The 23740-nt window shown below is 67.4% G+C and carries 23 protein-coding genes; 11 read left to right on the forward strand and 12 right to left on the reverse strand.

Annotation, left to right across the window (positions count from 1 at the left end; translation table 11 throughout):
• Positions 1-121 precede the first annotated feature (121 nt).
• A complete protein-coding gene (locus tag ASC78_RS11345; protein WP_055802079.1) occupies positions 122-1540 on the forward strand; it encodes a zinc-binding metallopeptidase family protein in 1419 nt (472 codons plus the stop codon).
• Here ASC78_RS11345 and ASC78_RS11350 read toward each other — a convergent pair.
• The 6 genes from ASC78_RS11350 to ASC78_RS11375 all read right to left on the reverse strand — a co-directional run bounded on the left by ASC78_RS11350 (position 1531) and on the right by ASC78_RS11375 (position 6681).
• Complete coding sequence (locus ASC78_RS11350; protein ID WP_055800840.1) at positions 1531-1773, reverse strand: cysteine-rich CWC family protein; 243 nt, start codon at positions 1771-1773, stop codon at positions 1531-1533. The two genes, ASC78_RS11345 and ASC78_RS11350, sit on opposite strands and share 10 nt — an antisense overlap.
• Positions 1773-3029 carry a 6-phosphofructokinase gene (locus tag ASC78_RS11355; protein ID WP_055800843.1) on the reverse strand — a complete coding sequence of 419 codons (1257 nt, stop codon included), beginning with the start codon at positions 3027-3029 and terminating at the stop codon, positions 1773-1775. Before ASC78_RS11355 ends, ASC78_RS11350 begins: the two co-directional genes overlap by 1 nt.
• 48 nt (positions 3030-3077) lie before the next feature.
• On the reverse strand, positions 3078-4241 hold the full coding sequence (locus ASC78_RS11360) for an acyl-CoA dehydrogenase family protein (protein WP_055800846.1): 1164 nt from the start codon (positions 4239-4241) through the stop codon (positions 3078-3080).
• Between the two features lie 4 nt (positions 4242-4245).
• The gene (locus ASC78_RS11365; RefSeq protein WP_055800849.1) at positions 4246-5049 is read right to left on the reverse strand and encodes an enoyl-CoA hydratase-related protein; all 804 of its coding nucleotides are present in this window, start codon (positions 5047-5049) and stop codon (positions 4246-4248) included.
• Positions 5049-6227: an acetyl-CoA C-acetyltransferase gene (locus tag ASC78_RS11370; protein WP_055802083.1), complete on the reverse strand. Its 1179-nt coding sequence runs from the start codon at positions 6225-6227 to the stop codon at positions 5049-5051. The genes ASC78_RS11365 and ASC78_RS11370 overlap by 1 nt, the downstream gene beginning before the upstream one ends.
• Positions 6228-6357: 130 nt before the next feature.
• Positions 6358-6681: a DUF2917 domain-containing protein gene (locus ASC78_RS11375; protein ID WP_055802086.1), complete on the reverse strand. Its 324-nt coding sequence runs from the start codon at positions 6679-6681 to the stop codon at positions 6358-6360.
• Positions 6682-6763: 82 nt separating this feature from the next.
• Here ASC78_RS11375 and ASC78_RS11380 point away from each other — a divergent pair, with 82 nt between their 5' ends.
• The gene (locus ASC78_RS11380; protein WP_055800852.1) at positions 6764-7690 is read left to right on the forward strand and encodes a LysR substrate-binding domain-containing protein; all 927 of its coding nucleotides are present in this window, start codon (positions 6764-6766) and stop codon (positions 7688-7690) included.
• Positions 7691-7721: 31 nt separating this feature from the next.
• Here ASC78_RS11380 and ASC78_RS11385 read toward each other — a convergent pair whose 3' ends face one another.
• Positions 7722-8294 carry a fasciclin domain-containing protein gene (locus ASC78_RS11385; RefSeq protein WP_157634429.1) on the reverse strand — a complete coding sequence of 191 codons (573 nt, stop codon included), beginning with the start codon at positions 8292-8294 and terminating at the stop codon, positions 7722-7724.
• A 400-nt stretch (positions 8295-8694) separates the two neighbouring features.
• Here ASC78_RS11385 and ASC78_RS11390 point away from each other — a divergent pair, with 400 nt between their 5' ends.
• A complete protein-coding gene (locus ASC78_RS11390) occupies positions 8695-8922 on the forward strand; it encodes a hypothetical protein (RefSeq protein WP_055800855.1) in 228 nt (75 codons plus the stop codon).
• A complete protein-coding gene (locus ASC78_RS11395; RefSeq protein ID WP_055800858.1) occupies positions 8915-9679 on the forward strand; it encodes a hypothetical protein in 765 nt (254 codons plus the stop codon). The genes ASC78_RS11390 and ASC78_RS11395 overlap by 8 nt, the downstream gene beginning before the upstream one ends.
• Here the strand turns inward: ASC78_RS11395 and ASC78_RS11400 are convergent.
• The 4 genes from ASC78_RS11400 to ASC78_RS11415 form a co-directional block, all read right to left on the reverse strand.
• A complete protein-coding gene (locus ASC78_RS11400) occupies positions 9676-10971 on the reverse strand; it encodes an MFS transporter (protein WP_055800861.1) in 1296 nt (431 codons plus the stop codon). The two genes, ASC78_RS11395 and ASC78_RS11400, sit on opposite strands and share 4 nt — an antisense overlap.
• On the reverse strand, positions 10941-13115 hold the full coding sequence (locus ASC78_RS11405) for a malate synthase G (RefSeq protein WP_055800864.1): 2175 nt from the start codon (positions 13113-13115) through the stop codon (positions 10941-10943). Before ASC78_RS11405 ends, ASC78_RS11400 begins: the two co-directional genes overlap by 31 nt.
• A 61-nt stretch (positions 13116-13176) precedes the next feature.
• Entirely contained in the window at positions 13177-13854 is a 678-nt protein-coding gene (locus ASC78_RS11410) for a haloacid dehalogenase type II (protein WP_055800867.1), read from the reverse strand.
• 103 nt (positions 13855-13957) lie between these two features.
• Positions 13958-14698, reverse strand: coding sequence for an IclR family transcriptional regulator (locus ASC78_RS11415; RefSeq protein ID WP_055800870.1), 741 nt, complete (start codon positions 14696-14698; stop codon positions 13958-13960).
• A gap of 118 nt (positions 14699-14816) precedes the next feature.
• Here ASC78_RS11415 and ASC78_RS11420 point away from each other — a divergent pair, with 118 nt between their 5' ends.
• From ASC78_RS11420 to ASC78_RS11440, 5 genes are all read left to right on the forward strand, one after another.
• Positions 14817-15734, forward strand: a complete 918-nt coding sequence (locus ASC78_RS11420; protein ID WP_055800873.1) for a hydroxymethylglutaryl-CoA lyase — start codon at positions 14817-14819, stop codon at positions 15732-15734.
• Between the two features lie 13 nt (positions 15735-15747).
• Positions 15748-16938 (forward strand): CaiB/BaiF CoA transferase family protein, encoded by a 1191-nt coding sequence (locus tag ASC78_RS11425; protein WP_055800875.1) that lies wholly within the window; start codon positions 15748-15750, stop codon positions 16936-16938.
• A gap of 25 nt (positions 16939-16963) precedes the next feature.
• Positions 16964-17944, forward strand: a complete 981-nt coding sequence (locus ASC78_RS11430; protein WP_055800878.1) for a LysR family transcriptional regulator — start codon at positions 16964-16966, stop codon at positions 17942-17944.
• A 73-nt stretch (positions 17945-18017) separates the two neighbouring features.
• A complete protein-coding gene (locus tag ASC78_RS11435) occupies positions 18018-18470 on the forward strand; it encodes a DUF2214 family protein (RefSeq protein WP_055800882.1) in 453 nt (150 codons plus the stop codon).
• 7 nt (positions 18471-18477) lie between these two features.
• The gene (locus ASC78_RS11440; RefSeq protein WP_055800885.1) at positions 18478-20520 is read left to right on the forward strand and encodes a fused MFS/spermidine synthase; all 2043 of its coding nucleotides are present in this window, start codon (positions 18478-18480) and stop codon (positions 20518-20520) included.
• A 60-nt stretch (positions 20521-20580) separates the two neighbouring features.
• Here the strand turns inward: ASC78_RS11440 and ASC78_RS11445 are convergent, their stop codons facing one another.
• Positions 20581-21012 carry a PsiF family protein gene (locus ASC78_RS11445; protein ID WP_055800888.1) on the reverse strand — a complete coding sequence of 144 codons (432 nt, stop codon included), beginning with the start codon at positions 21010-21012 and terminating at the stop codon, positions 20581-20583.
• A gap of 131 nt (positions 21013-21143) precedes the next feature.
• On the opposite strand from ASC78_RS11445, the gene argS reads away from it, so the two are divergent.
• Positions 21144-22829: an arginine--tRNA ligase gene (gene argS / locus ASC78_RS11450; RefSeq protein ID WP_055800890.1), complete on the forward strand. Its 1686-nt coding sequence runs from the start codon at positions 21144-21146 to the stop codon at positions 22827-22829.
• Positions 22830-22836: 7 nt separating this feature from the next.
• Positions 22837-23580: an SPOR domain-containing protein gene (locus ASC78_RS11455; protein WP_055800893.1), complete on the forward strand. Its 744-nt coding sequence runs from the start codon at positions 22837-22839 to the stop codon at positions 23578-23580.
• Positions 23581-23740: the final 160 nt, after the last annotated feature.

A 23740-nucleotide genomic window follows, 5' to 3' on the forward strand; every position in this document is an offset into this window, starting at 1 on the left:
GCGGCCCGGCCGGGATGCGGGTCCGTCGTCCTACAAGCATATCGGTCTTTGCGCGGCGAGGCATGCGCCCGGCCGCCTCACAATGCATGCGCTGTCACGCCTTGCCCCTCGGAACAACGACATGAACATTCAATCCGGCGCTCCAGCCGGCGCCTCCGATCCGGTCGTGGCGCCCAATCTCGCGTCCGAGCTCGCGGCGCCGACCGTCAGCCGAGCCTACCGCTGCCAGTGCGGCCGCCCGGTGTTCCTGCGCAACAGCCAGTGCCTGGCTTGCCGCACGCCGCTCGGGTATGTGATCGACCGCCTTGGCGTGGTGCCGCTGGCGCCGGTCCAGAGCGAGGACGAAGCCGAAGCCCAGGGTGAAGGCGAAGCGAAGCCAGACGAAGAAGGCGCAGGCGCAAGCGAGAGCCAAGGCGCCGAGCCCGACATCTTCACCGTGTTCGGCAACCCGGACGGCAAACGGTACCGCCGCTGTGCCAACCTCCTGACTGCCGCCAGCTGCAACTGGATGGTGCCGGCGCCGCGCGAAGGCGACGACTCATCGTTCAACACCGAGGGCCTGGTGCCCGGCTACTGCCTCTCCTGCAGCGTCACCCGAACCATTCCCGATCTCTCGGTGGAAAGGAACGGCGAACTCTGGCGCAAGCTCGAGCATGCCAAGCGCAGGCTCATCTCCCAGCTGCTGGCGCTCGGGCTGCCGGTGGTCAGCCGCCGTGCCGATCCGGAGAACGGCCTGGCTTTCGACTTTCTCGGCAACATGCCGGGCGCCCCGCACGTCATGACGGGGCATGAGCACGGCGTGATCACCCTCAACGCCGAGGAGGCCGAGGATGCCGTGCGCGAACGCATCCGGGCCGAGATGCGCGAGCCCTACCGCACGCTGCTCGGCCATTTCCGCCACGAGATCGGCCACTACTACTGGGACCTGCTGGTGCAGCCCACGCCCTGGCTCGACGAATTTCGCGCGCTGTTCGGCGACGAGAGCGCCGACTACACCGCCGCGCTGCAGAGGCACTACGAACAAGGCCCTCCACTCGATTGGCCCGACCGTTTCGTGAGCAGCTACGCGAGCATGCATCCGTGGGAAGACTGGGCCGAAACCTGGGCCCACTACCTGCACATGGCCGACACCACCGACACGGCCATGAGCTTTGGCGTGGACGCCACCAACGTCGAACTTGCGAGCGACCTGTTCACCACCGAAGACCTGTGGCGGCCGGAGCACCCGGGTGCGACCAAGTTCCTGGATTTTCTCAACGGCTGGGTGCTGCTCACCAACGTGCTCAACGAACTCTCGCGCAGCATGGGGCAGCCCGACTATTACCCCTTCGTGCTGCCGCGCGCGGCCGTGGGCAAGCTCCAGTTCATCCATTGCGTGGTCACGCAGCAGCGAGACACCACGGCATCGGCGGCCGCCGCACCCGATGTGCCGCTGCCGCCGCAGCCAGAGCCCCCCAAGTCCGCGCCAGCCGCGGTGCCCGCTCCCGCGCCGACGCAGTCACAGGCCCAATGCCAGCAGCAGAGCGCCCCTCAGTCCTGAGGCACGGGTGCGGCAGGCGTGCCCACGGCGCAGCGGTTGCAGATGCAGGCCTTGCCGCGCGATGCCTCCGGCAGCGACGCGAGCGGCGCATTGCGAAAGTCCGTCGCCATGCACCAGCAGGGCGGTTGCGCCTCGCCGGTTTCGCGCGCCACTTCCATGGCGCAGCGGTTCTCCTCGCCGCACAGCGGACAGCGCGTGGCGTCGATCGTGTCCGGAGCGGATGCAGTACTCATCAGGCGAGCTCGAAAGCCGGCAGCTTCTTTGCCACCGCGACATTGCGCAAGGTGGCGTACACCGGCAACCCGTTTTTGTAGGCGGGGTAGTCCTCGCCCTCGATCAGCGGCAGCAGGTAGCGCCTGCACTTGTCGGTGATGCCCCAGCCGTCGTCCGAGATGAAGTCGCGCGGCATCGGCTTCTCGACGTTGGCGACCGCGTCGAGCGGCGCGCTGCCGATGCGATAGGCATAGGGCGCGTCGGAGGTGCGCTCGATGGTCGGCATCACGGCGTTGCGGCCTTCCAGCGCGAGCTCTACCGCGCGCTGGCCCAGCTCGTAGGCCTGCTTCACGTCGGTCGCCGAGGCAATGTGCCGCGCCGCGCGCTGCAGGTAGTCGGCCACGGCCCAGTGGAACTTGTGGCCCAGCGCGTCCTTGACCATCTGCGCTACCACCGGCGCGGCGCCGCCGAGCTGCGCATGGCCGAACGCGTCGCGCGTGCCCTGCTCGGCCAGGAAGGTGCCGTCGGGGTAGTGGCAGCCTTCGGACACCACCACCGAGCAGTAGCCGTGCTGCTTCACCAGCTCATCCACGCGCGAGATAAAGCGCGCCTTGTCGAACTCGATTTCGGGGAGCAGCACCACCACCGGAATGCCGTGGTCCGCCGCCAGCCCGCCCGCCGCGGCAATCCAGCCCGCATGCCGCCCCATCACCTCGAGCACGAACACCTTGGTGGACGTTGCAGCCATCGAGCGCACGTCGAACGAGGCTTCAAGCGTCGACACCGCCACGTATTTGGCCACCGAGCCGAAGCCGGGGCAGCAGTCGGTCAGCGGCAGGTCGTTGTCGATGGTCTTGGGCACGTGGATGGCCTGCAGCGGATAGCCGAGCGACTGCGACAGCTGGCTCACCTTGAAGCAGGTGTCGGCCGAATCGCCGCCGCCGTTGTAGAAGAAGTAGCCGATGTCGTGCGCCTTGAACACCTCGATGAGCCGCTCATATTCGCGCCGGTTCTTTTCGAGCGACTTGAGCTTGTAGCGGCACGAGCCGAACGCGCCCGCGGGCGTGGTGCGCAGCGCCGCAATGGCTTCGGCTGGTTCGGCGCCGGTGTCGATGAGATCTTCGGTGAGCGCGCCGATGATGCCGTTGCGCCCGGCGTAGAGCTGGCCGATACGGTCCGGGTGTTTTCGTGCCGTCTCGATCACGCCGCAGGCCGACGCATTGATGACCGAGGTGACGCCGCCCGACTGGGCGTAGAAGGCGTTGAGGATGGGCATGCGGCCATTCTCCCGCAGCCCTTCGCCGGGCGCCAGTGCCCCCCGGTTTCAGCGGCCGCCGAGGCCCATCGAGCGCGTGATCACTTCCTTCATGATCTCGTTGGTGCCGCCATAGATGCGCTGCACCCGCGCGTCGGCATACGCGCGCGTGATGGGGTACTCCCACATGAAGCCGTAGCCGCCGTGCAGCTGCACGCATTCGTCCATCACCTTGCACTGCAGGTCGGTGGTCCAGTACTTGGCCATGCTGGCAGTGGCGGTATCGAGCTTTTCGGCCAGCAGCAGCTCGATGCACTTGTCGACGAACACCTGCGCCACCTGCACTTCGGTCTGCAACTCGGCCAGCGTATAGCGGGTGTTCTGGTAGTTGCCCACCGGCTGGCCGAACACCTTGCGATCCTTCACATAGGCCACGGTCTGGTCGATGGCGGCCTGCGATGCGGCCACTGCGCTGATCGCGATCTGCAGCCGCTCCCACGGCAGCTGCTCCATCAGGCAGACGAAGCCGCGGTTCAGCTGCGCGGCATCGCCGAGCAGCGCATCGGCGGGCAGATGCACGTCGTTGAAGAACAGCTCGGAGGTGTCCTGCGCCTTCAGCCCCAGCTTTTTGAGGCGCTTGCCCTTTTCGAAGCCCGGCGTGCCGCGCTCGACCAGGAACAGGCTGGTGCCTTTCGCGCCGGCGGCCGGGTCGGTCTTGGCCACCACGATCACCAGGTCGGCATGCCAGCCGTTGGTGATGAAGGTCTTGCTGCCGTTGAGCAGGTAGCTCCCGTCGGCCTGCTTCAGCGCGCTGGTCTTCACCGCCTGCAGATCGCTGCCCGCGCCGGGCTCGCTCATTGCGATGGCGCCGACCATCTCGCCGCTCGCGAGCCTGGGCAGATGGCGCTGCTTCTGTTCCTCGGTGCCATAGCGCAGGATGTACGGCGCCACGATCTCGCTATGCAGCCCGAAGCCGATACCTGTGAAGCCGCGCGCCCAAAGCTCCTCGAACTGGATCACCGAATACAGCAGGTCGGCGCCCGCGCCGCCATATTCTTCGGGGAGCGCCATACACAGAAAGCCGTTCTCGCCCGCCTTGGACCATACGGCGCGATCCACGTAGCCCTGTTCTTCCCATGCCTCGTGGAAGGGCGCGATCTCCTTGTCCATGAAGCGGCGGAAGCTGTCGCGAAAGGCCTCGTGGTCGGCGCTGAAGAGCGTGCGTTCGATCATGGCCTCAGCGCCCCGGAAACGTTGGAGGGCGCTTTTGCAAAAAGGCGCTCACGCCCTCGCGGAAGGTGGGACGGTCGATCAGCTCGCGCTGTCGTTCGCTTTCGTAATGCAGCTGTTCCTTGAGCGTGTGCCGTTCGGAGGCCTCGAAGGCTTCGCGCGCTTCGACAACCGCATGCGCCGGCAAGCGTGCGAGCCGCTGTGCGATGGCGCGTGCTTCCTCCAGCAGTTGTTCGTCGTCGGCGCAGGCCCAGATCAGGCCCCACTGCACTGCACGCGCGGCGCTCAGGCGCTCGTCGAGCAGCGCCATGCCCATCGCGCGCGCCTTGCCCGCGCGGCGCGGAATGGCCCAAGTGCAGCCAAGGTCCGGAACGATGCCGAGCTTGGGCAAAAAGGACAGGTAGAAGTAGGCGCTGCGCGCGGCAATCGTCACGTCGGCCGCCAGCGCCAGGCCTACCCCCGCGCCGGCTGCGGCGCCGTTGACCGCAGCCACCACCGGCACAGGCAGCGTGCGCAGGGTTTCGATCAGCGGGTTGCTGAGCGACTGCATCCATTCAGCCGTCTGGTCGCCGAGGGACTTGCCTTCCTCGCCGGGTGTCATGGCGCTGAGATCGGCGCCCACGCAAAAAGCCTTGCCGGCACCGGTCAGGATCACGGCGCGCACCGCACGGTCATCGCGAATGCGCTCCAGTGTGTCGCGCAGTTCGATCTGCAGTTCGCGTGCAATCGGATTCAGCTTGGCCGGCAGGTTCAGCGTGAGCGTGGCGACGCCGTCGGCGAGCTCATAGAGCACATAAGGCTGCGTGTCCATCAGAGCCTTTCCACGATGGTGACGTTGGCCATGCCGCCGCCTTCGCACATCGTCTGCAGGCCGTAGCGCTTGCCGCGCCGGCCCAGTGCGTGGACGAGCGTGGTCATGAGCTTGGTGCCCGAGGCGCCCAGCGGATGGCCGAGCGCAATGGCGCCGCCGTTCACGTTGAGCCGCGCCGGGTCGGCCTCCAGCGCTTCCAGCCACGCAATCGGAATGGGCGCAAAGGCTTCGTTCACTTCATAGAGGTCGATGTCCTGGATGCGCATGCCGGCCTTTTTCAGCGCATGCAGCGTGGCGGGCAGCGGTGCCTCCAGCATGATCACCGGGTCGTGCCCCAGCACGCTCATGTGGTGGATGCGCGCGAGCGGCTTCACGCCCAGCGCCTTGAGGCCGCGTTCGTTCACCACCAGCACGCCGCTCGCGCCGTCGCAGATCTGGCTCGCGGTGGCCGCGGTGCAGCGTCCGCCCTCGGCAATCAGCTTGACGCCCGAGATGCCTTCGAGCGTGGCGTCGAAGCGGATACCTTCGTCCACCGCGTGCCTTTCGCCGGTGCCCCTGCCGTCGGCCGAGAGAATTTCGATCGGCACGATCTCGTCGTCGAAGGCGCCCTCGCGGGTCGCAGCGATCGCGCGGCGGTGGCTTTCGAGCGCATAGCGGTCGAGCGCTTCTTTCTCGATGCCGTAGTTCTTGGCGATCATCTCGGCGCCCGCGAACTGGCTGAACTCCACGCCCGGGTAACGCTTCTTCATGGCCGGGCTCATGTAGGTGCCCAGGCCCGCCTTGGCCGGCAGCGCGTTGGGCGTGAACATCGGCACGCGCGTCATGCTTTCGACGCCGCCCGCAATCACCGCGTCCATGCTGCCCGACATCACCGCCTGCGCCGCGAAGTGCAGCGCCTGCTGCGACGAGCCGCATTGCCGATCGACCGAAGTGCCCGGCACCGATTCGGGCAGCGTCGATGCCAGCACCGCATTGCGCGCGATGTTGGTGGCCTGCTCGCCCACCTGGCTCACGCAGCCGAGGATCACGTCCTCGACCGCCGCCGGGTCGATGCCGCTCTTCGCCACCAATGCGTCGATCACCTGCGCCGCCAGGTCGGCCGGATGCCAGCCCGCGAGCTTGCCGCCGCGCCGGCCGCCGGCCGTGCGCGCCGCGGCCACGATGTATGCCTCTGCCATGGTCATGTCCTTCTCGAAAAGAAAACAGCGGGAGACGGACGCCCGACGCAAAAAAGCCGCCCGTCGGAACGGCGGCATTCGGTGCTTGGAGAGTCCATGGCATCGAGGTTCGATGCCGAGGACCTGTAGGTCAAGCCGGGGACAACCCGAGAGGCCGCAGTCGCCAAGGCGACGCGCGGCGTGCAGCAGCAGGCAGCGGCATGGCCGCCGGCTGCGCATCCGACACGGTGATGCACGAAGCCTCCAGCGCGGAGACCAGCATGCGCCGGTGCTCGGTGCCCTCGAAACGCTCGCCCGGCGCGAGCACGATGTCGCGCGGATCGCGGTCGAGCGTGACCCAGACCGAGCCGCTGCGGCATTCGATGCCCACGCCCGCGCCATCAGGCACGGCGAAGATGGAACGGGTCGGCAGGCTGACGTGGAAACGCGAAGAAGGATTCGGGTGGGTGCTCATGGCAAGCTCCATTGCATTCGTGATACGAATGAATATAGTGAGTTGATCTCTCACTTACACGCGGTCATTCGGAACTCGTTGCATGCATCCAGAGAATGCGAGAGCCACAGCTGGCGAACTTCCCCCGCTCGAACTGCTGCGCAGTTTCGAGGCTGCGGCGCGCCGGCTGAGCTTCACGCTGGCGGCCGGCGAACTGCACCTCACCCAGTCGGCCGTGAGCCGGCAGATCCAGCAACTCGAGGCCAGCCTGGGTGTGCTGCTGTTCGAGCGGCGCCACCGCGCGCTGGCGCTCACCGAGGCCGGCGGCGTCATGCAGCGGGCCGTGACCGACAGCCTGGAGCGCCTGCGCGATGCCACGGCGCGGGTGCGCGCGAACTCCGCGCCGCGGCAGGTGGCGATCACCAGCACGCCGGGCTTCGCGTCGTTCTGGCTCATTCCGAGGCTGGCGCGCTTCACCGTCAACCACCCGCAAGTCGACGTGCGCGTCTCGGCCACGCTCGACGTGCTCGACCTGGAGAGCAGCCGCATCGACCTGGCGGTGCGCTTCGTGCCGATCGGCCGCGGCATCGGCCCGGCGCTGTTCGAGGAGTCGGTGATCCCGCTGTGTTCGCCGCAACTCGCCGCCTCGCTGCGCGAGCCTTCCGATTTTTCGAAGCTCACCTTGTTGACCGTGGAATACGCCGACCATGGTGAGGCCCCCACCGTCGATTGGGAGCCCTGGCTCCGCGTGATGGGCCTCGACCACCTGCGCATGAAGAGCACGCTGCGCTTCACCCTGTACACCGATGCGGTGGCCGCCGCGGTGGCGGGGCAGGGCGTGGTGATCGGCCGGCTGCCGCTGCTGCGCGATCTGGTGCAGGCGGGCCGGCTGGTGGCGCCGCTCGGCGAAGGCGTGGCCTCGCATCGCGGCTACTTCATCGAAACCTCCAGGCGCGCCGCGGGCAACCGCGACGCGCAGGAATTCGCGCAGTGGCTGCGCGACGAAGCCGAGGCGGCCCAGCGAAGCTGACGAGACCGCCGCGAGACGAGGGGAGAGGGGATCAGCCCGGCAGCAGCACCTTGTCGACCACGTGGATCACGCCGTTCGACTGGTAGACGTTGGCGATGGTCACCGTGGCCATGCCGCCCTTGGCATCGCTCACCATCACGTTGCCGCCGCTCATCGTGGCAATGAGCGTGCCGCCGCTCGCCGTCTTCAGCGTGGCCTTGCCGCCGCCCGCCTTGATGGCGCTCATGAGCGCGGCGCCGTCCATCTTGCCGGGCACCACGTGGTAGGTCAGCACCTTGGAAAGCGTCGGTTTGTTCTCGGGCTTGAGCAGGATGTCGACCGTGCCAGCCGGCAGTGCCGAGAAGGCCGCGTTCGTCGGCGCGAAGACCGTGAACGGGCCGGGGCTCTTGAGCGTGCCCACGAGGTCCGCCGCCTTCACCGCGGCCACCAGCGTGGTGTGGTCCTTCGAATTCACGGCGTTGTCGACGATGTCCTTTGTTGGAAGCATCGCGGCGCCGCCCACCATGGGGTTAGACGCCGTGGCGCTACTGCCGCTCATGCCCATGCCGCCCGCGCAAGCGCCGAGCACAACCGAAACGCCGATGGCAATCACGAGTTTTTTCATTGAAAGGCTCCTGGTAAAAATATTCCTGAAAGGCCTCTGCGGCAACCGCCGACAGCTCGGAAGCGCGACGCGCTCCAGGGCAATACGGCGCGGACGCGCGATTGGATTCGCCCTCGAAGCCGCGTCGGCTTTGCGCCACAGCGATTCACGCGTCGCTTGCGCATCGCGCCCGTGCTCGCCAGAATCCGCCCTTCGTTTTTCAGCAACAGTTTTTCCATTCGCGCCCGGCGACGATCAACCTCCCGGGCGGCAACTCCATTCAATGAACCGTTTCCTGAACACCTGACCCGCACACCGACCGCCCCGGCCGGATGTGCATCCATGCATCCGCCCGAGGCCCATCGACAAAGGCCGCGCGCAGCCATTCGCCGGGGCTTTTTTGTTTTTGGAGTGTGCGCACATGAGTGCTCAACGAAAGGCCCGCGACGATCAGAAGCGCCTGGGCCGGTTTTACTTTTCGGTGCCCAATGCGGCACCGCGCAATCCAGTGGTGGCCGCGATGGCGCGCCGCGAATCCAGCCAGGGCGCCGGCCGCCATCTGCGAACGCACCGCGCGGAGCGGCGGGCGCAGAAAGTGGCATTGCAGAAGACTGCGCGCAGCCTGCAGGGGAGGGGCGGCGATGCGTGAAGACATGGACAAGGTCATCGTCGAGCGGCCGCGCCGCGGCGGCGGTGTGCAGGGCGATGGGCGCAAGTGGCGCAACAGCAGGGAACGTGGTTCGCACCTGGGCATGACGCAGGGCTATGCCCATCCCAAGGGCTTCAACGAGAACCTTGCGCCGCTGAAGCGCTGGCTGCACAAGCAGGTGCACCGGCCGTGGGACAAGGTGTACGCGGACCTGTGCAGCGGCATCGATCGCCGCAGCACGGTGCAGGCGCACATCTTCCTGCACATCGACGATTTCGTTGAACGCGAGGCCGTGCTGCGGGACGGCGAAGTGTGGGTCAGCGAATCCTGGTGGAGGCGTGGCGGCAAGCGCGTGCCCTTGCGCGATGCCGCGCATGTCGAACTGTTCGTGCATCCGGTAACTGGCATCCTGCTGCCCAACCGGCTGCGGCGCAAAGGTCGGCAGCAGGAGGCTGCAAAGCGCAAGGAGGCCGTGGTCGATCGCCTGGTGATCGATGCGTTCACCGAATGGCACCGGGTCGATGGCTGTTGGTTCGAAGTGCGGCTGGCGCCCTTTCCCCAGGCCCAGGGCGACGGTGCGAAGCAGGAGAAGCGCTTCGACGTGATGCGCGGCTGTCTCGTGACTCGCTCAGGTGCGTGCCACGTCATGGCGGGGATGTCGCGCCGCCTGGTGACGTATTCGCAGGACTTCGTCTACGCCGTGGCCAAGCGTCAGCTCGGCCGCCGCGAAGTGCGCGCGCGGCTCGGCGACATCTAGCGGCTGTTGACGGTCGGTAGCGAACCCGCATCCGACGAGCGCGGCATCAACCGGAACGCGAGGGTTCCCGCCGCCAGCATGCCGGCGATTGTGAGGAACACCGCGCGGTAAGTCTCAATGCCATTCGCCACGGCCCACGATGCGGCCACGCCGGTCGTCCATTGCATGAGCGAGACGCCGAGGAACATCGCCATGTTGAGCAGCGCCATGGCGCGTCCCGTCATGGCCGCCGGGTAGGCGCTCCTGGCATACGCGTACTGCAGCACGCCATAGCCGGAGAGAAGGCCATAGACGATCGGCAGGCCGATGTCCACCGCGCGCGAATGCGTGAGCGCCATCGCGCCGAACATCAGCGCGCCGGTGGCGGCGCAGGCCATCATCCAGCGCGCGCGCCGGGCGGCGCCCGGGTCCATGCGGCCGAACAGCGCGGGGCTGATCATGCCGGTGATCGTCATGACCAGTGCCACGTTGCCGCTCGCGACGAGCGACAGGCCGTGGCGCTCCTGCAGCACCGGCCCGAGCCACAGGCCGCGCAGCGTGATGAAAGCTGCATACGACACGCAGGCGAAGCACAGCAACCCTAGCGTATGCGGCATTGCGAACAGCGGCAGCAGTTCGCGAACGGCTTTGCGCAACGACTGGCGTTCGGCCGGAAGGGCCTCTGGTTCTGCGCGCTCCGCTGCGCGCGCCGGTTCACGCACGCGCCAGAAGATCACAAGCCATGAGAGCACGGCGAAAGCAGCCAGCACCGCGTAGCCGGCGCGCCACGAGGCGGCTTCGATCAGCAGCGCCAGCGGCGTGCCCGTGAAGAGGATGCCCAGGCCGGCCAGGCTCAGCACCAGCCCCGACATCGCGGTGAAGCGCGAGGCATCGAAATGCCGCGCGATGAACACGGTGCATGCGAGGAAAGCGGGTGCACAGCCGACGCCGATCAGCGCCTGCCCCAGCAGCAGCGCGCCGAAGCTCGGCGCCGCCGCGCACAACGCGGCACCCGCAACGGCCAGCGGAAAGGCGGTCAGCACCGTGCGGCGCACGCCGAAGAGGTCGATCGACACGCCCATCGCGAGCTGCATGATGCCGAACATGAAATGGAACGTGCCCGCCCAGGTTCCGAGCTGCTGGGGCGTCAGGCCGAACTGGCCGCTGAGCGGTGTGGCCATCATGGCCCCGACGGTGCGGAAGGCCTGGCTCAGGGCAAAGGCCGAAGCCAGTGCCACGAGCATTGCGGCCGCTGAAACAGACCGGCGCGGCGGGGTGCCGGTCAGGCTTCGCCCTTGACCTTCAAACGCCATGCATGCAGCAGCGGCTCGGTGTAGCCGCTCGGCTGCTCGATGCCCTTGAACACCAGGTCTTGCGCCGCCTTGTACGCGGCCGAGGTGTCGAAGTGGCCGGCCATCGGCTGGTAGACCGGGTCGCCCGCGTTCTGCTCGTCGACCACCTTGGCCATGCGCTGGAAGGTCTCGTCGACCTGCGCCTTGGTCACCACGCCGTGCAGCAGCCAGTTGGCGATGTGCTGGCTCGAGATGCGCAGCGTGGCGCGGTCTTCCATCAGGCCCACGTTGTGGATGTCGGGCACCTTGGAGCAGCCCACGCCCTGGTCGATCCAGCGCACCACGTAGCCGAGGATGCCCTGCACGTTGTTGTCGATCTCCTGCTGCTTCTCCGCGTCGGTCCAATTGGCTTGCGCTGCGATCGGCACCTGCAGCAGCGCGTTCAGGATGTTGTCGCGTTCCGCATCGGCATCGATCTTCTCGAGCTCTTGCTGCACGGACGTGACGCTCACCTGGTGGTAGTGCAGCGCATGCAGCGTGGCGGCGGTGGGCGAGGGCACCCAGGCGGTGTTGGCGCCGGCCTTGGGGTGGCCGATCTTCTGCTCGAGCATGGCGGCCATCAGGTCGGGCATGGCCCACATGCCCTTGCCGATCTGCGCCTTGCCGCGCAGGCCGCACGAGAGGCCGACCAGCACGTTGTTCTTTTCATAGGCGCCGATCCACGCGCTCGACTTCATGTCGCCCTTGCGGATCATCGGGCCGCCGTGCATGGCGGTGTGCATCTCGTCGCCGGTGCGGTCCAGGAAGCCGGTGTTGATGAAGGCCACGCGCGCGGCCGCCTCGGCAATGCAGGCCTTGAGGTTCACGCTGGTGCGGCGCTCCTCGTCCATGATGCCGAGCTTCACGGTGTTGGCAGGCAGGCCGAGCAGCTCCTCGACGCGGCCGAACAGCTCGCTGGCAAAGGCCACTTCGGCCGGGCCGTGCATCTTGGGCTTGACGATGTAGATGCTGCCGGTGCGCGAGTTGCCCTTGCGCTTCAGGTCGATCATCGCGATGGTGGTGGTCACCACGGCATCGAGGATGCCTTCAGGAATTTCCTTGCCGTCCGCGTACAGCACGGCCGGATTCGTCATCAGGTGGCCCACATTGCGCAGGAACATCAACGAGCGGCCGTGCAGCTTCACGGGCTGGCCGTTGGCGCCGGTGTATTCACGGTCGGGGTTGAGGCCGCGCGTGAAGGTCTTGCCGCCCTTGGCGACTTCTTCGGTGAGCGTGCCCTGCACGATGCCGAGCCAGTTCGCATACGCGATGACCTTGTCGGCCGCGTCGACAACGGCCACGGAGTCTTCGAGGTCGAGAATGGTCGAGAGCGCGGATTCGAGCACTACGTCGCTGATGCCGGCCGCATCGCCCTTGCCGATGGGCGTGCTGCGGTCGATGCGGATGTCAAGGTGAATGCCGTTGTGTTTCAGCAGCACCGACGACGGCGATGCCGCATCGCCCTGGTAGCCGACGAAGGCGGAGGGATCGCGCAGCGTGGTGCCGCTGCTTTGCAGCGCGATGTGCAGCTGGCCGTCCTTCACGCTGTAGCCGGTCGCCATCTTGTGCGAACCGTTTTCGAGCGGGGCGGCCTGGTCGAGCACGTTGCGCGCAAACTCGATGACCTTGGCGCCGCGCACGGGGTTGTAGTCCTTGCCCTTTTCGGCGCCATCGGTCTCGGGAATGGCGTCGGTGCCATAGAGCGCGTCGTACAGCGAGCCCCAGCGCGCGTTGGCGGCGTTGAGCGCGTAGCGGGCATTCAGGATGGGCACCACCAGCTGCGGGCCCGCCTGCAAGGCGAGCTCGGAGTCGACGTTGGCGGTGGTGGCCTTCGCGCCCTTGGGCTGCGGCAGCAGGTAGCCGATCTTCTCGAGGAATGCGCGATAGGCCGGCATGTCGTTGATGGGGCCCGGGTTCTTCTTGTGCCAGGCGTCGATCTCGGTCTGCAGGCGATCGCGCTCGGCCAGCAGCGCGACGTTCTTCGGCGCGAGGTCATGCACGATGGCGTCGAAGCCTTTCCAGAAAGCGTCGCTCGACACGCCGCTGGCAGGCAGGACCTTGTCTTCGATGAAGCGGTGGAGTTCGGTCGCAACCTGAAGTCGGTGGGCGGTGGTGCGGGCGGTCATGTTTGTTTCTCCTGGAGAACGGTGCAATGCGGATGCTGGATGAGAAGGAAGGCGGTGTCTGTCAGAAGAACCCGAGCACGTCGCGCAGGCTGCTGCCGGTGCGTTCGGGCTCAGTGCCGAGTTCTTCGAAAGGAAGCTGGTAGCGGTTGACCCAGAGCGTGCGAAATCCGTACCAGGTGGCGCCGAGCGCGTCCCAGCCGTTGCAGCTCACGAAGGCGATCTGCGCGGGCTGCAGGCCGGTGGCCGTGACGCCGAGCCGGTAGGCCTCGGGGTGCGTCTTGTACTTGCGGATACCGTCCACGCTCAGCACGTGGTCGAGCAGGCCTTCGAGGCCGGCGCTGCGAACGGCGGCATCGAGCATGCCCGGGTCGCCGTTCGAGAGGATGCCGGTGACGACGCCGCGGCTCTTGAGCGCCTGGAGCACTTCGCGGCATTCGGGAAAAGCCGTGAGCGTGCGGTACTGGTCCATCAGCTGCTGCTCGGCGGTCTGCGTCAGGTCGAGGCCGAGCCGCTTGCAGGTGTAGCGCAGCGCGGCGCGCGTGAGTTCGCCAAAAGGCCGGTAGTGCGCGCCGTCGTCGCTTGTGGTTACCAGGCGGGTGTATTCGATCTGCTTGTCGCGCCAGCCCGCGGCCAGCGCCTGGCCCTGGCCGGCGAACAGCCGCTCGGCCGTCTGCCCGACGCTGTACACGTCGAACAAGGTGCCGTATGCGTCGAAGAGAACTGCCCCGGGATGGTCCATGCGTTGACTTTATTCGATACTTTGACGGCGAGTAAGAGCCGAAACCGGGATTTATCAGTGACAAAAATGAATGTAATCGATGGGGCCTGCATGCAGTCCGGTGTCAGATCAGTGCGCTGAGTTCGCGCGCCGCGGCGCACACCGGTTCGATGTGGCGTTCGTCGTAGCGGTGCGTGGGCATGGTCAGCGTGAGCGCCGCGGCCAGGCGGCCGTCGGCATGGAACACCGGCGCCGAAATGCCCGCCAGTTCGGCCGTGCGGTCGCCCACCAGCGCGCAGTAGCCCTGCGCGCGGATGGTGTCGTAGAGCTTCCGCTCGCTCGCACTGCGCGGCCGCCCGGCCTCGGAGCCAAAGGCGATTAGCACGCGCGCGCCGGCGCCCCGGTCGTTGGGCAGCAGGTCGCCCGCGCGCACGTGGTCGCGCACCACGTGCGACGAGTCGACGCGGAACTGGCACAGCCGCACCCAGCTTGCGCCCTGCTTCTGCCGCACGTGGTACGCCGCGCTCTCGCCCGTGGCTGCGGCCAGCGCGCGCAGCACCGGAAGCACGATGCGATCGAGCGAGAGCGACGCCGTATAGAGGCCGTGCAGCCGCGCGATCTCGGCGCCCAGCGCATAGCGCCCGTCGTCCTGCCGGCGGATCAGCCGCGCATGCTCGAGCGAAGCCAAAAGGCGCAGCACCGTGCTCTTGTAGAGCTGCGCGCGCTCGGCAAACTGCGCGAGCGACAACGCCTCGTCGCCAGGCTGGAAGGCCGAGAGCAGGCTCAGCGCGCGGTCGACCGCGGCGGCGCCCCCGGGGGCGGCGTGGCGATCGGCAAGCGATTCGGTCTGGGCTTTGCGGGGCATCGCGGGTAACTTGACAGTGAAAGTCGATCGGAGGTCTAATTCTGTTTTACGGAATCTAGTTCTGTAAGATAGAACTGTCAAGCGATCAAATGTCCGATCGCGCCAAGGAACACATCCGATGACTTCTCCCGATGTCCTCATCAGCGAGGTCGGCCCGCGCGATGGCCTGCAGTCGGTCAAGGCCACCATGCCCACGGCGCACAAGCTGCGCTGGATCGACGCGCTGCATGCCGCCGGCGTGCGCGAAATAGAGGTCGCTTCGTTCGTGCCCGCGAAGCTGCTGCCGCAGATGGCCGACGCGGCCGAGGTGGTTCGCCATGCCATCACGCTGCCGGGCCTCACGGTGATGGCGCTGGTGCCCAACCGCAAAGGCGCCGAGGCCGCGCTCGAAGCCGGCGTGCACAAGCTCACCATGCCGGTCTCGGCCAGCGTCGCGCACTCGCTCGCCAACGTGCGCAAGACGCCGACCGAGATGGTGGAGGAGGTGCGCGCCATCTCGGAGCTTCGCCGCGCCATCGCGCCGCATGTGAAGCTCGAGGCCGGCATCTCCACTGCTTTCGGCTGCACGCTGCAAGGCGCAGTGCCCGAAGACGACGTGATTCGCCTCGCGGTGCAGTGCGCCGAGGCTGGCGCCGAAGAGGTCGGCCTGTCGGACACGGTGGGCTACGCCAACCCTGCGCAGGTGCGCCGGCTCTTCAAGCGGCTGCGCGCCGAGCTCGGCCGGCATGCCGGCGCTGCCCACATGCACAACACGCGCGGCCTTGGCATTGCCAACTGCCTTGCCGCCTGGGACGAGGGCGTGCGCACTTTCGACGCTTCGCTCGGCGGCCTCGGCGGCTGCCCCTACGCACCCGGCGCCTCGGGCAACGCCGTGACCGAAGACCTCGTCTTCATGTTCGAGGCCATGGGTGTTCGCACGGGCATCGACATCACAAAGCTCATTGCGGCGCGCGCGCCGCTCATGGCGGGCCTCCCCGGCGAACCGGTCTACGGCATGACGCCCGAAGCCGGCCTGCCCAAGGGCTTTGTCCAATAGGAAACCACCGCACATGGCTGAAACCAATCCACTTCCCTATGCCGGCATCCGCGTCGTCGAGTTCACCCACATGGTCATGGGCCCGACCTGCGGCCTGCTGCTGGCGGACCTCGGCGCCGAGGTGATCAAGGTCGAGCCGATCGAGGGCGACAGCACGCGTCGCCTGCTCGGCTCGGGCTCGGGTTTCTTTCCCACCTTCAACCGCAACAAGAAGAGCATCGCGCTCGACCTCAAGACACCCGAGGGCGTGGAGGCCGCGCTGCGTCTCGTCGCCACGGCCGACATCGTGAGCGAGAACTTCAAGCCCGGGACCATGAAGAAGCTGGGGCTCGACTACGAGGCGCTGCGCGAGCGCCATCCGCGCCTCATCTACGTGAGCCACAAGGGCTTCCTGCCCGGGCCTTACGACCATCGCACCGCCCTCGACGAGGTCGTGCAGATGATGGGCGGCCTCGCCTACATGACGGGCCGCTCCGGCGACCCGCTGCGCGCGGGCACCAGCGTGAACGACATCATGGGCGGCATGTTCGGCGCCATTGGCGCAATGGCCGCGCTGCGCCAGCGCGAGCTCACCGGCAAGGGCTGCGAAGTGCAGTCCGCGCTGTTCGAGAACAACGTGTTCCTGGTGGCGCAGCACATGATGCAGTTCGCGGCCACGGGCCGTGCGGCCGACCCGATGCCCAGCCGCATCTCGGCCTGGGCGGTGTACGACGTGTTCACCGTGAAGGACGGCGAGCAGGTCTTCCTCGCCGTAGTGAGCGACAAGCAGTGGGCGATCTTCTGCAAGGCTTTCGGCCTCCACGAGATGCTGGCCGACCCGCGTCTGCAAAGCAATAACGACCGCGTGCTGGCGCGCGACTGGATGATGCCGATCCTGCGCTCGCACCTGGCGGGCCACAGCGCGGCCGAGCTCAGCGCCGTGTTCGAGCAGAACGAGCTGCCTTTTGCCCCAATAACCAAGCCGCAGGAGCTGTTCGACGATCCGCACCTCAACGCCACGGGCGGGCTCGCGCCCGTGCGCATGAACGACGGCCACATGGCCAAGGTGCCGCTGATGCCGTTCACGATCGGCGGCGAGCGCCCCGGCATCCGCCTGCAGCCGCCGCGCATTGGCGAGCACACCGGCGAGCTGCTGCGCGAAGTGGGCTACAGCGACGAGGAGATCGCAGCCTTCGAGGCGCGCCGGGCCGGCATGGCTTCCTGAACGCCGGCGATATAGTTCGGGCGCCATGGACCGCCTGAAGCAACTCGAATCCTTCGTCTCGGTGGCGACCCGCGGCGGTCTCACGGCCGCGGCCAAGGCCGAGGGCGTGGCGCCCGCCATCATGGGGCGGCGGCTCGATGCATTGGAGGCGCGGCTGGGCGTGAAGCTGCTGGTGCGCACCACGCGGCGCATCACCCTCACGCACGAAGGCAGCGCCTTTCTCGAGGACTGCCAACGCCTGCTGACCGAATTCGCCAATGCCGAGGCCAGCGTGAGCGCCGGCGGCGTCAAGGCCAGCGGCCACCTGCGCGTGACGGCGCCGGCCGGCTTTGGCCGCCGCCACGTCGCGCCGCTCGTGCCGCGCTTTCATGCGCTGCATCCCGAGGTCACCATCTCGCTCAACCTCAGCGACCGCGTGGTGGATGTGCGCGGCGAAAGCTTCGACTGCGCGGTACGCGTGGGCGACATGCCCGACTCTTCCCTGGTCAGCGTGCGGCTGGCCGACAACCGGCGCCGCTGCGTCGCCACGCCGGAATTCGTACGCCGCTTTGGCATGCCGCGGCATCCGAGCGAGCTCTCGCGCTTCGCCTGCCTCACGCTCTCGAGCGATGCGTCGCAAACGCGCGGCTGGGCGTTCCGCGTTCCGCGGACCACCCAAGGGCGGGGTCAGGAACGCACCCTGACGGGTGCGGGGTTGCCGACCGAAGACGGTGGCGAGGAGCTGATCTACCTGCGGCCCGAAGGTCCGCTGGATTGTTCCGATGGACAGGTGCTGCACGACTGGTGCCTGGCGGGCCACGGCATCGCGTGGCGCAGTACGTGGGAGGTGGAGGCCGAGATCGACGCCGGCCTTTTGGTGCCGCTTCTCGACGAGTTTGCCGCGCCGCCCAACGGCATCTATGCGGTGTTCACCGGCACCAAGCACCTGCCGCTGCGCGTTCGGCTGTGGCTCGATTTCCTCAAGGCGCACTACGGACGGCCCGAATTCTGGGGCGGAGGGGGTTAAAGCGCGCGAGGGGCGGCACAATGTGCAAGCATTTGCAACCCCACTGAAGAGAACAGAAGAGAGAAAGCCGACGATGACCCTCGAAGCCGTCCTTGCCTACCTGCACTTGCTCGCCATCCTCACGATGGTCGTGTTCATCTCCAGCGAAGCGGCGCTGTGCCGCGTGCAGTGGCTCAATGCTGCGGTAGTGGAACGGCTGGCCAGGGTCGACATGGTCTACGGCATTGCCGCCGTTACGGTGCTCGCCACCGGCATCGCCCGCACCGTGTGGGGCGTGAAGGGCACGGCCTGGTACTGGACCAATCCGCTGCTGCACGTGAAGCTCGGGCTGTTCATCGTCGTCGGCGTGCTCTCGATCTTTCCCACGCTGACCTACTTCCGTTGGCGCAAGGCGCTGCGCGCCAACGGCACGCTGCCGGCCGAGGAAGATGTGAAGAAGACACGCAAGCTGGTGATGGTGCAGGCGCACCTCATCGCGCTGATTCCGCTGGTGGCCGTGTTCCTTGCACGAGGCTTCGGCAAGTAGGCCCCCCATGGAACGCGCCGGCATCCAGCTCTTGTTTGCCGGCACCATCTTCAGCAGCGCGTTCCTGCTGTTCCTGGTGCAGCCACTGATCGCCAAGCAGATCTTGCCGTGGTTCGGCGGCTCGGCCGCCGTGTGGTCGATCTGCATGGTGTTCTTCCAGGCCGTGCTGCTCGCGGGCTACGCGTATTCCGACTGGGTCACGCGGCACCTGCGCGTGCGGGCGCAGGCCGCGCTGCACGTGGGACTGCTGCTTGCGAGCCTCGCGTTCCTACCGCTCGTGGTGCGCGCGGCTTGGAAGCCCAGCGGCGCCGAAGACCCGACCTGGCTGATCCTGGGCCTGCTGTTCGCGACCATCGGCCTTCCTTACTTCCTGCTTTCGACCACCGGTCCGCTGGTGCAGTCGTGGGTGGCGCGCACGCCGTGGGGCGCGAAGGTGTACCGGTACTTCTCGCTGTCGAACCTCGCGTCGCTGCTGTCGCTACTGTGCTACCCGGTATTCATCGAGCCCCGCAGCTCGCTCTGGCAGCAGGCGCGCGGATGGTCATGGGGCTATGGCTTGTTCGTGGTGCTTTGCGCCGGCACGACCTTGCTCGTGGCGCGCCGCTGGCCTGAGGCCACGCCGTTGCCGGCAGCGCCGGGCCAAGCCGCTTCTGCCGATGAAGACAAGCCGCCGCCCTGGACCGACAGCCTGCTCTGGCTCGTGTTGCCGGCGCTGGCCTCATGGCTGTTGCTGGCCGTGACCAACCACATCACCCAGAACGTGGCCGCGGTTCCGTTTCTCTGGATACTGCCGCTCTCGCTGTACCTGTTCACCTTCGTGCTGTGCTTCGAGAGCGACCGCTGGTACCGGCGAAGCGTGTTCCTGCCCCTGGCGGCGGGCGTGCTGCTGCTGTGTGCCTTTGGCCTGCAGCACCACGTCGGCTCCGACGTGCGCACGGGGCTGCCGATCTATGTCGGGGGCCTGTTCGTGCTGTGCATGTTCCTGCATGGAGAGACGGCAAGGCTGCGGCCGGGCCCGCGCCATCTCACGCGCTTCTACCTGATGCTGTCGCTGGGCGGTGCCACGGGCGGCGCCTTGGTGGGGCTGGTGGCGCCGCACGTGCTGCCGGCGTACTACGAATTGGGCATCGGCCTGATGCTGACTGCGCTGGCGGCAGCCGCCGTGCTGCGCCGGCGCGTCTGGCTGGGGGTGTCCAGCGTGGCGCTGGCGGCCTGCTGCACATTTTTCCTGATCGTGCAGATCGGCGGGGACCAGTCGGACTCGCGCCATCTGCTGCGCAACTTCTACGGCGCGCTGATCACCTTCGATGTGCGCCGCACCGACCCCTCGAACAATGTGCGCCTGCTGTCCCATGGGTCCATCAAGCACGGCGAGCAGTTCCTCGATCCGTCGCGCCGGCGCGAGCCCACGACTTACTACGGTGCGACGTCTGGCATTGGCCGCGCCATGGCCGTGGCGCCGGCCGCACCGCGCCACGTCGGGCTGATCGGCCTTGGCGCCGGCACGCTGGCGAGCTACGGCCGCAGCGGCGACGTCTATCGGATCTACGAGATCAATCCGCAGGTGTTCGAGCTGGCGGACAGCGAATTCACTTTTCTGCGCGACAGCCCCGCGCGCATCGAGCGCGTGCTCGGCGATGCGCGGCTGGCCTTGGAACGCGAGCCGCCGCAGGGCTTCGACCTGCTCGCGGTCGACGCCTTCTCGGGCGACGCGGTGCCGGTTCACCTGCTCACGGCAGAGGCCATGGACGTGTATATGCGGCACACGAAACCACAGGGCATCGTGGCCTTTCACGTGACCAACCGCTATCTCGAACTGGCTCCCGTGGTGGCGCGGATTGCTGAACTGAAAGGCTTGCACGCGATGCTCGTCAGCGACGACGCGGAAGCTTCGAAATGGCTCAACCCGACCGACTGGGTGCTGGTCGCGCGCGATCCGGCCGTGCTGGCACGCGAGCCCCTGCGCGGGGCCGCCTCGCCCATCGAAACGCCCGCGGATGCCCGCCCCTGGAGCGACGATTTCAACAACCTGCTGGGCGTGCTCAAGTAGCGCCCATAAAAAAGCCCCGCCGGCGCGACGCGCGTGCGGGGCTGCTTATTGCGGGTGGGTTCAGGCGCTCAGGCATTCCTTCATGAAGGCCTTGCGGGCATCGCCCTTCAGAGTCTTGGCCTTCTGGTCGGCATTGCAGGTCTTCATCTTTTCCTGCTGAGTCGGCTTGGCGGTCATGACGGGCTTGGCGCTCAGGCAATTCTTCATGAAGGCCTTGCGCTCGTCCCCCTTCTTGTCGCCGGCCTCCTGGTTGCAGGTCGTCATCTTGCTTTGCTGCGCGGTGGGGGCCTTGGCGGCCGGTGTTGCGGGGGTGGCCGGTGTAGCGGGCGTTGCCGGAGCCTTGGCCGCCGGCATGGCTGGAGTGGCGGGTGTTGCAGGGGTGGCGGGCGTGGCAGCCGGGGCGACCGCAGGCGCGGGGGCCTTGTCTTGGGCCTGTGCGGCGCCGAACGAAAGGCAGGCGCCCAGGGCGACCAGGGAAAGGAGCTTCTTCATGGTGACATGTCCTTGCAGGGTTGGGTTGTGACAGGTGCCCCGCCCCGGGGCTGTCCCCACTAACGGTCCACATCTGCCGCCGGATGACCATCGCCGCCGGCGCCCGGGTTTGCCCCCGGTAAAATCCGCAGATGCTATTGGTCAAACAGGAGCTGCTCGCGGCGCTCGCGAACACGCTCGAATCCCTCTCGCCCGGCGCCGGCTCCAAAGCCGCGTTCGAGTCGCCCAAGGTGGCCGCCCATGGCGACTTCGCCAGCACGGCCGCCATGCAACTCGCCAAACCGCTCGGCCGCAAGCCGCGCGAACTGGCCGAAGAGCTCAGCGCCGCGCTGCTCGCCACCCCCGTTTTCGGCCAGTGGGTCGAAGCCATCGAGATCGCCGGCCCCGGCTTTCTGAACATTCGCCTCAAGACCTCTGCCAAGCAGCAGATCGTGCGCGAGGTGCTGAATGCGGCGGACGCCTTCGGACAGCAGCCCGCCACCGGTGAAAAGGTGCTGGTCGAGTTCGTCTCTGCCAACCCGACTGGACCGCTGCACGTCGGCCACGGCCGTCAGGCCGCGCTCGGCGACGCCATCTGCAACCTGCGCGCTTCGCAGGGCGACACCGTCTGGCGCGAGTTCTATTACAACGATGCCGGCGTGCAGATCCAGACGCTGGCCAACAGCACGCAGCTGCGCGCCCGCGGCTTCAAGCCCGGCGACCCCGAATGGCCGAGTGGCGAAAAGGCCCCGGCCTACAACGGCGACTACATCGCCGACATCGCCGAAGACTTCAAAGCCAAGAAAACCGTCAAGTCGGACGACCGCGAATACACCGCCAGCGGCGACATCGACGACCTGGATTCCATCCGTGAATTTGCCGTGGCCTACCTGCGCCGCGAACAAGATCTGGATCTGCAGGCCTTCCGCGTGCGCTTCGACAACTACTACCTCGAGTCCAGCCTCTACACCAGCGGCCGGGTCGAGGCCGCGGTGCAAAAACTCGTGGCCGCCGGCAAGACCTACGAGCAGGACGGCGCGCTGTGGCTCAGGTCGACCGACTACGGCGACGACAAGGACCGCGTGATGAAGAAGCAGGACGGTACGTACACGTACTTCGTGCCTGACGTCGCGTACCACATCGCCAAGTGGGAGCGCGGCTTCCACAAGGTGGTCAACATCCAGGGCACCGACCACCACGGCACCATCGCGCGCGTGCGCGCCGGCCTGCAGGCCGCGGGCGTCGGCATTCCCGAGGGCTACCCCGACTACGTGCTGCACACCATGGTGCGGGTGATGAAAGGCGGCGAAGAGGTCAAGATCAGCAAGCGCGCGGGCAGCTACGTCACCTTGCGCGACCTCATCGAATGGACCAGCACCGACGCCGTGCGCTTCTTCCTCCTGAGCCGCAAGCCCGACACCGAATACACCTTCGACGTCGACCTGGCTGTGACCAAGAACAACGACAACCCGGTGTATTACGTGCAGTACGCCCATGCGCGCATCTGCTCGGTGCTGGCCGGCTGGGGCGGTGACGCCGCCACGTTGAAGAACGTCGACCTCTCGCCGCTTGAAAGCCCGGCCGCGCAGGCGCTGATGCTGCTGCTCGCCAAGTACCCCGCCATGCTCACGGCGGCTGCCAAGGATTTCGCGCCGCACGACGTCACCTTCTACCTGCGCGAACTGGCCGCCAGCTACCACAGCTACTACGACGCCGAGCGCATCCTGGTCGACGAAGAGCCGGTCAAGCTGGCGCGGCTCGCGCTCGTCGCGGCCACCGCGCAGGTGCTGCACAATGGCCTCGCGATTCTCGGCGTCAGTGCGCCGAGCAAGATGTGAAATCACCATGAAGAAGACAACCAGACAACGCGGCAACATCGTCATCGGGCTCATCGTCGGCCTGGTGCTGGGGTTAGGGGTCGCGCTGGGCATTGCGGTCTACGTGACCAAGGTGCCGATTCCGTTCGTGACAAAGACCCAGCGCGGGGGCGCCGAGCAGGACGAAGCCGAGGCTCGCAAGAACCGCGACTGGGACCCCAACGCACCCCTGGCGGGCAAGGCCGGCGCACCCAAGCCGGCCCCGGCTGCAACCGGCCCCGTCGCGCCGGCCGGCGGCGACACCGCGGCCGTGGCGCCCGCCACCGCGCCGCCGCCTGCGCCTCCGGTGCCGGTGGTCGTGGCTCCGCCCAAACCCCCACGACCGGCGCCGGTGCCGGCCGAGGCCAATCCGCTGCCGCAGTCGAACGATCCGCTGGGCGATCTCGCCCGCGCGCGCGCCGGCGGCAGCAGCGGCAGCACCACCACAGCTTCCGCCGCTCCAAGCAGCAACAACAGCGCCGTTGCGGGGGCTGACCCGTTCATGTATTTCGTTCAGGCCGGCGCCTTCCGCACCACCGAGGACGCCGAGGCCCAGCGCGCCAAGCTGTCCTTGATGGGCGTCGAAGCCCGCGTCACCGAGCGAGAGCAGGCCGGACGCACCGTCTACCGGGTGCGTGCAGGTCCATTCAACAAGAAGGACGATGCCGACCGCCTCAAGGAGCGGCTGGACAGCGGCGGCCTCGAATCGGCGCTCGTGCGCGTCCAGCGTTGACACCAACGAACCGCTGGCCGCGGCCTCCGCGAGCGTCGGTCACGAAAATTCTTTAAGCTTCGCCGCGCGGCACGGGCCGCCGCCAACCAGGATGGGCCCAGGCCAGCCGCATGCGGGAACTCCGCGCGGCGTCCCGGCTCAGTACTGCCGTACCCAACAG

Source organism: Variovorax sp. Root318D1, from assembly GCF_001424835.1.
Classification (GTDB): domain Bacteria; phylum Pseudomonadota; class Gammaproteobacteria; order Burkholderiales; family Burkholderiaceae_C; genus Variovorax.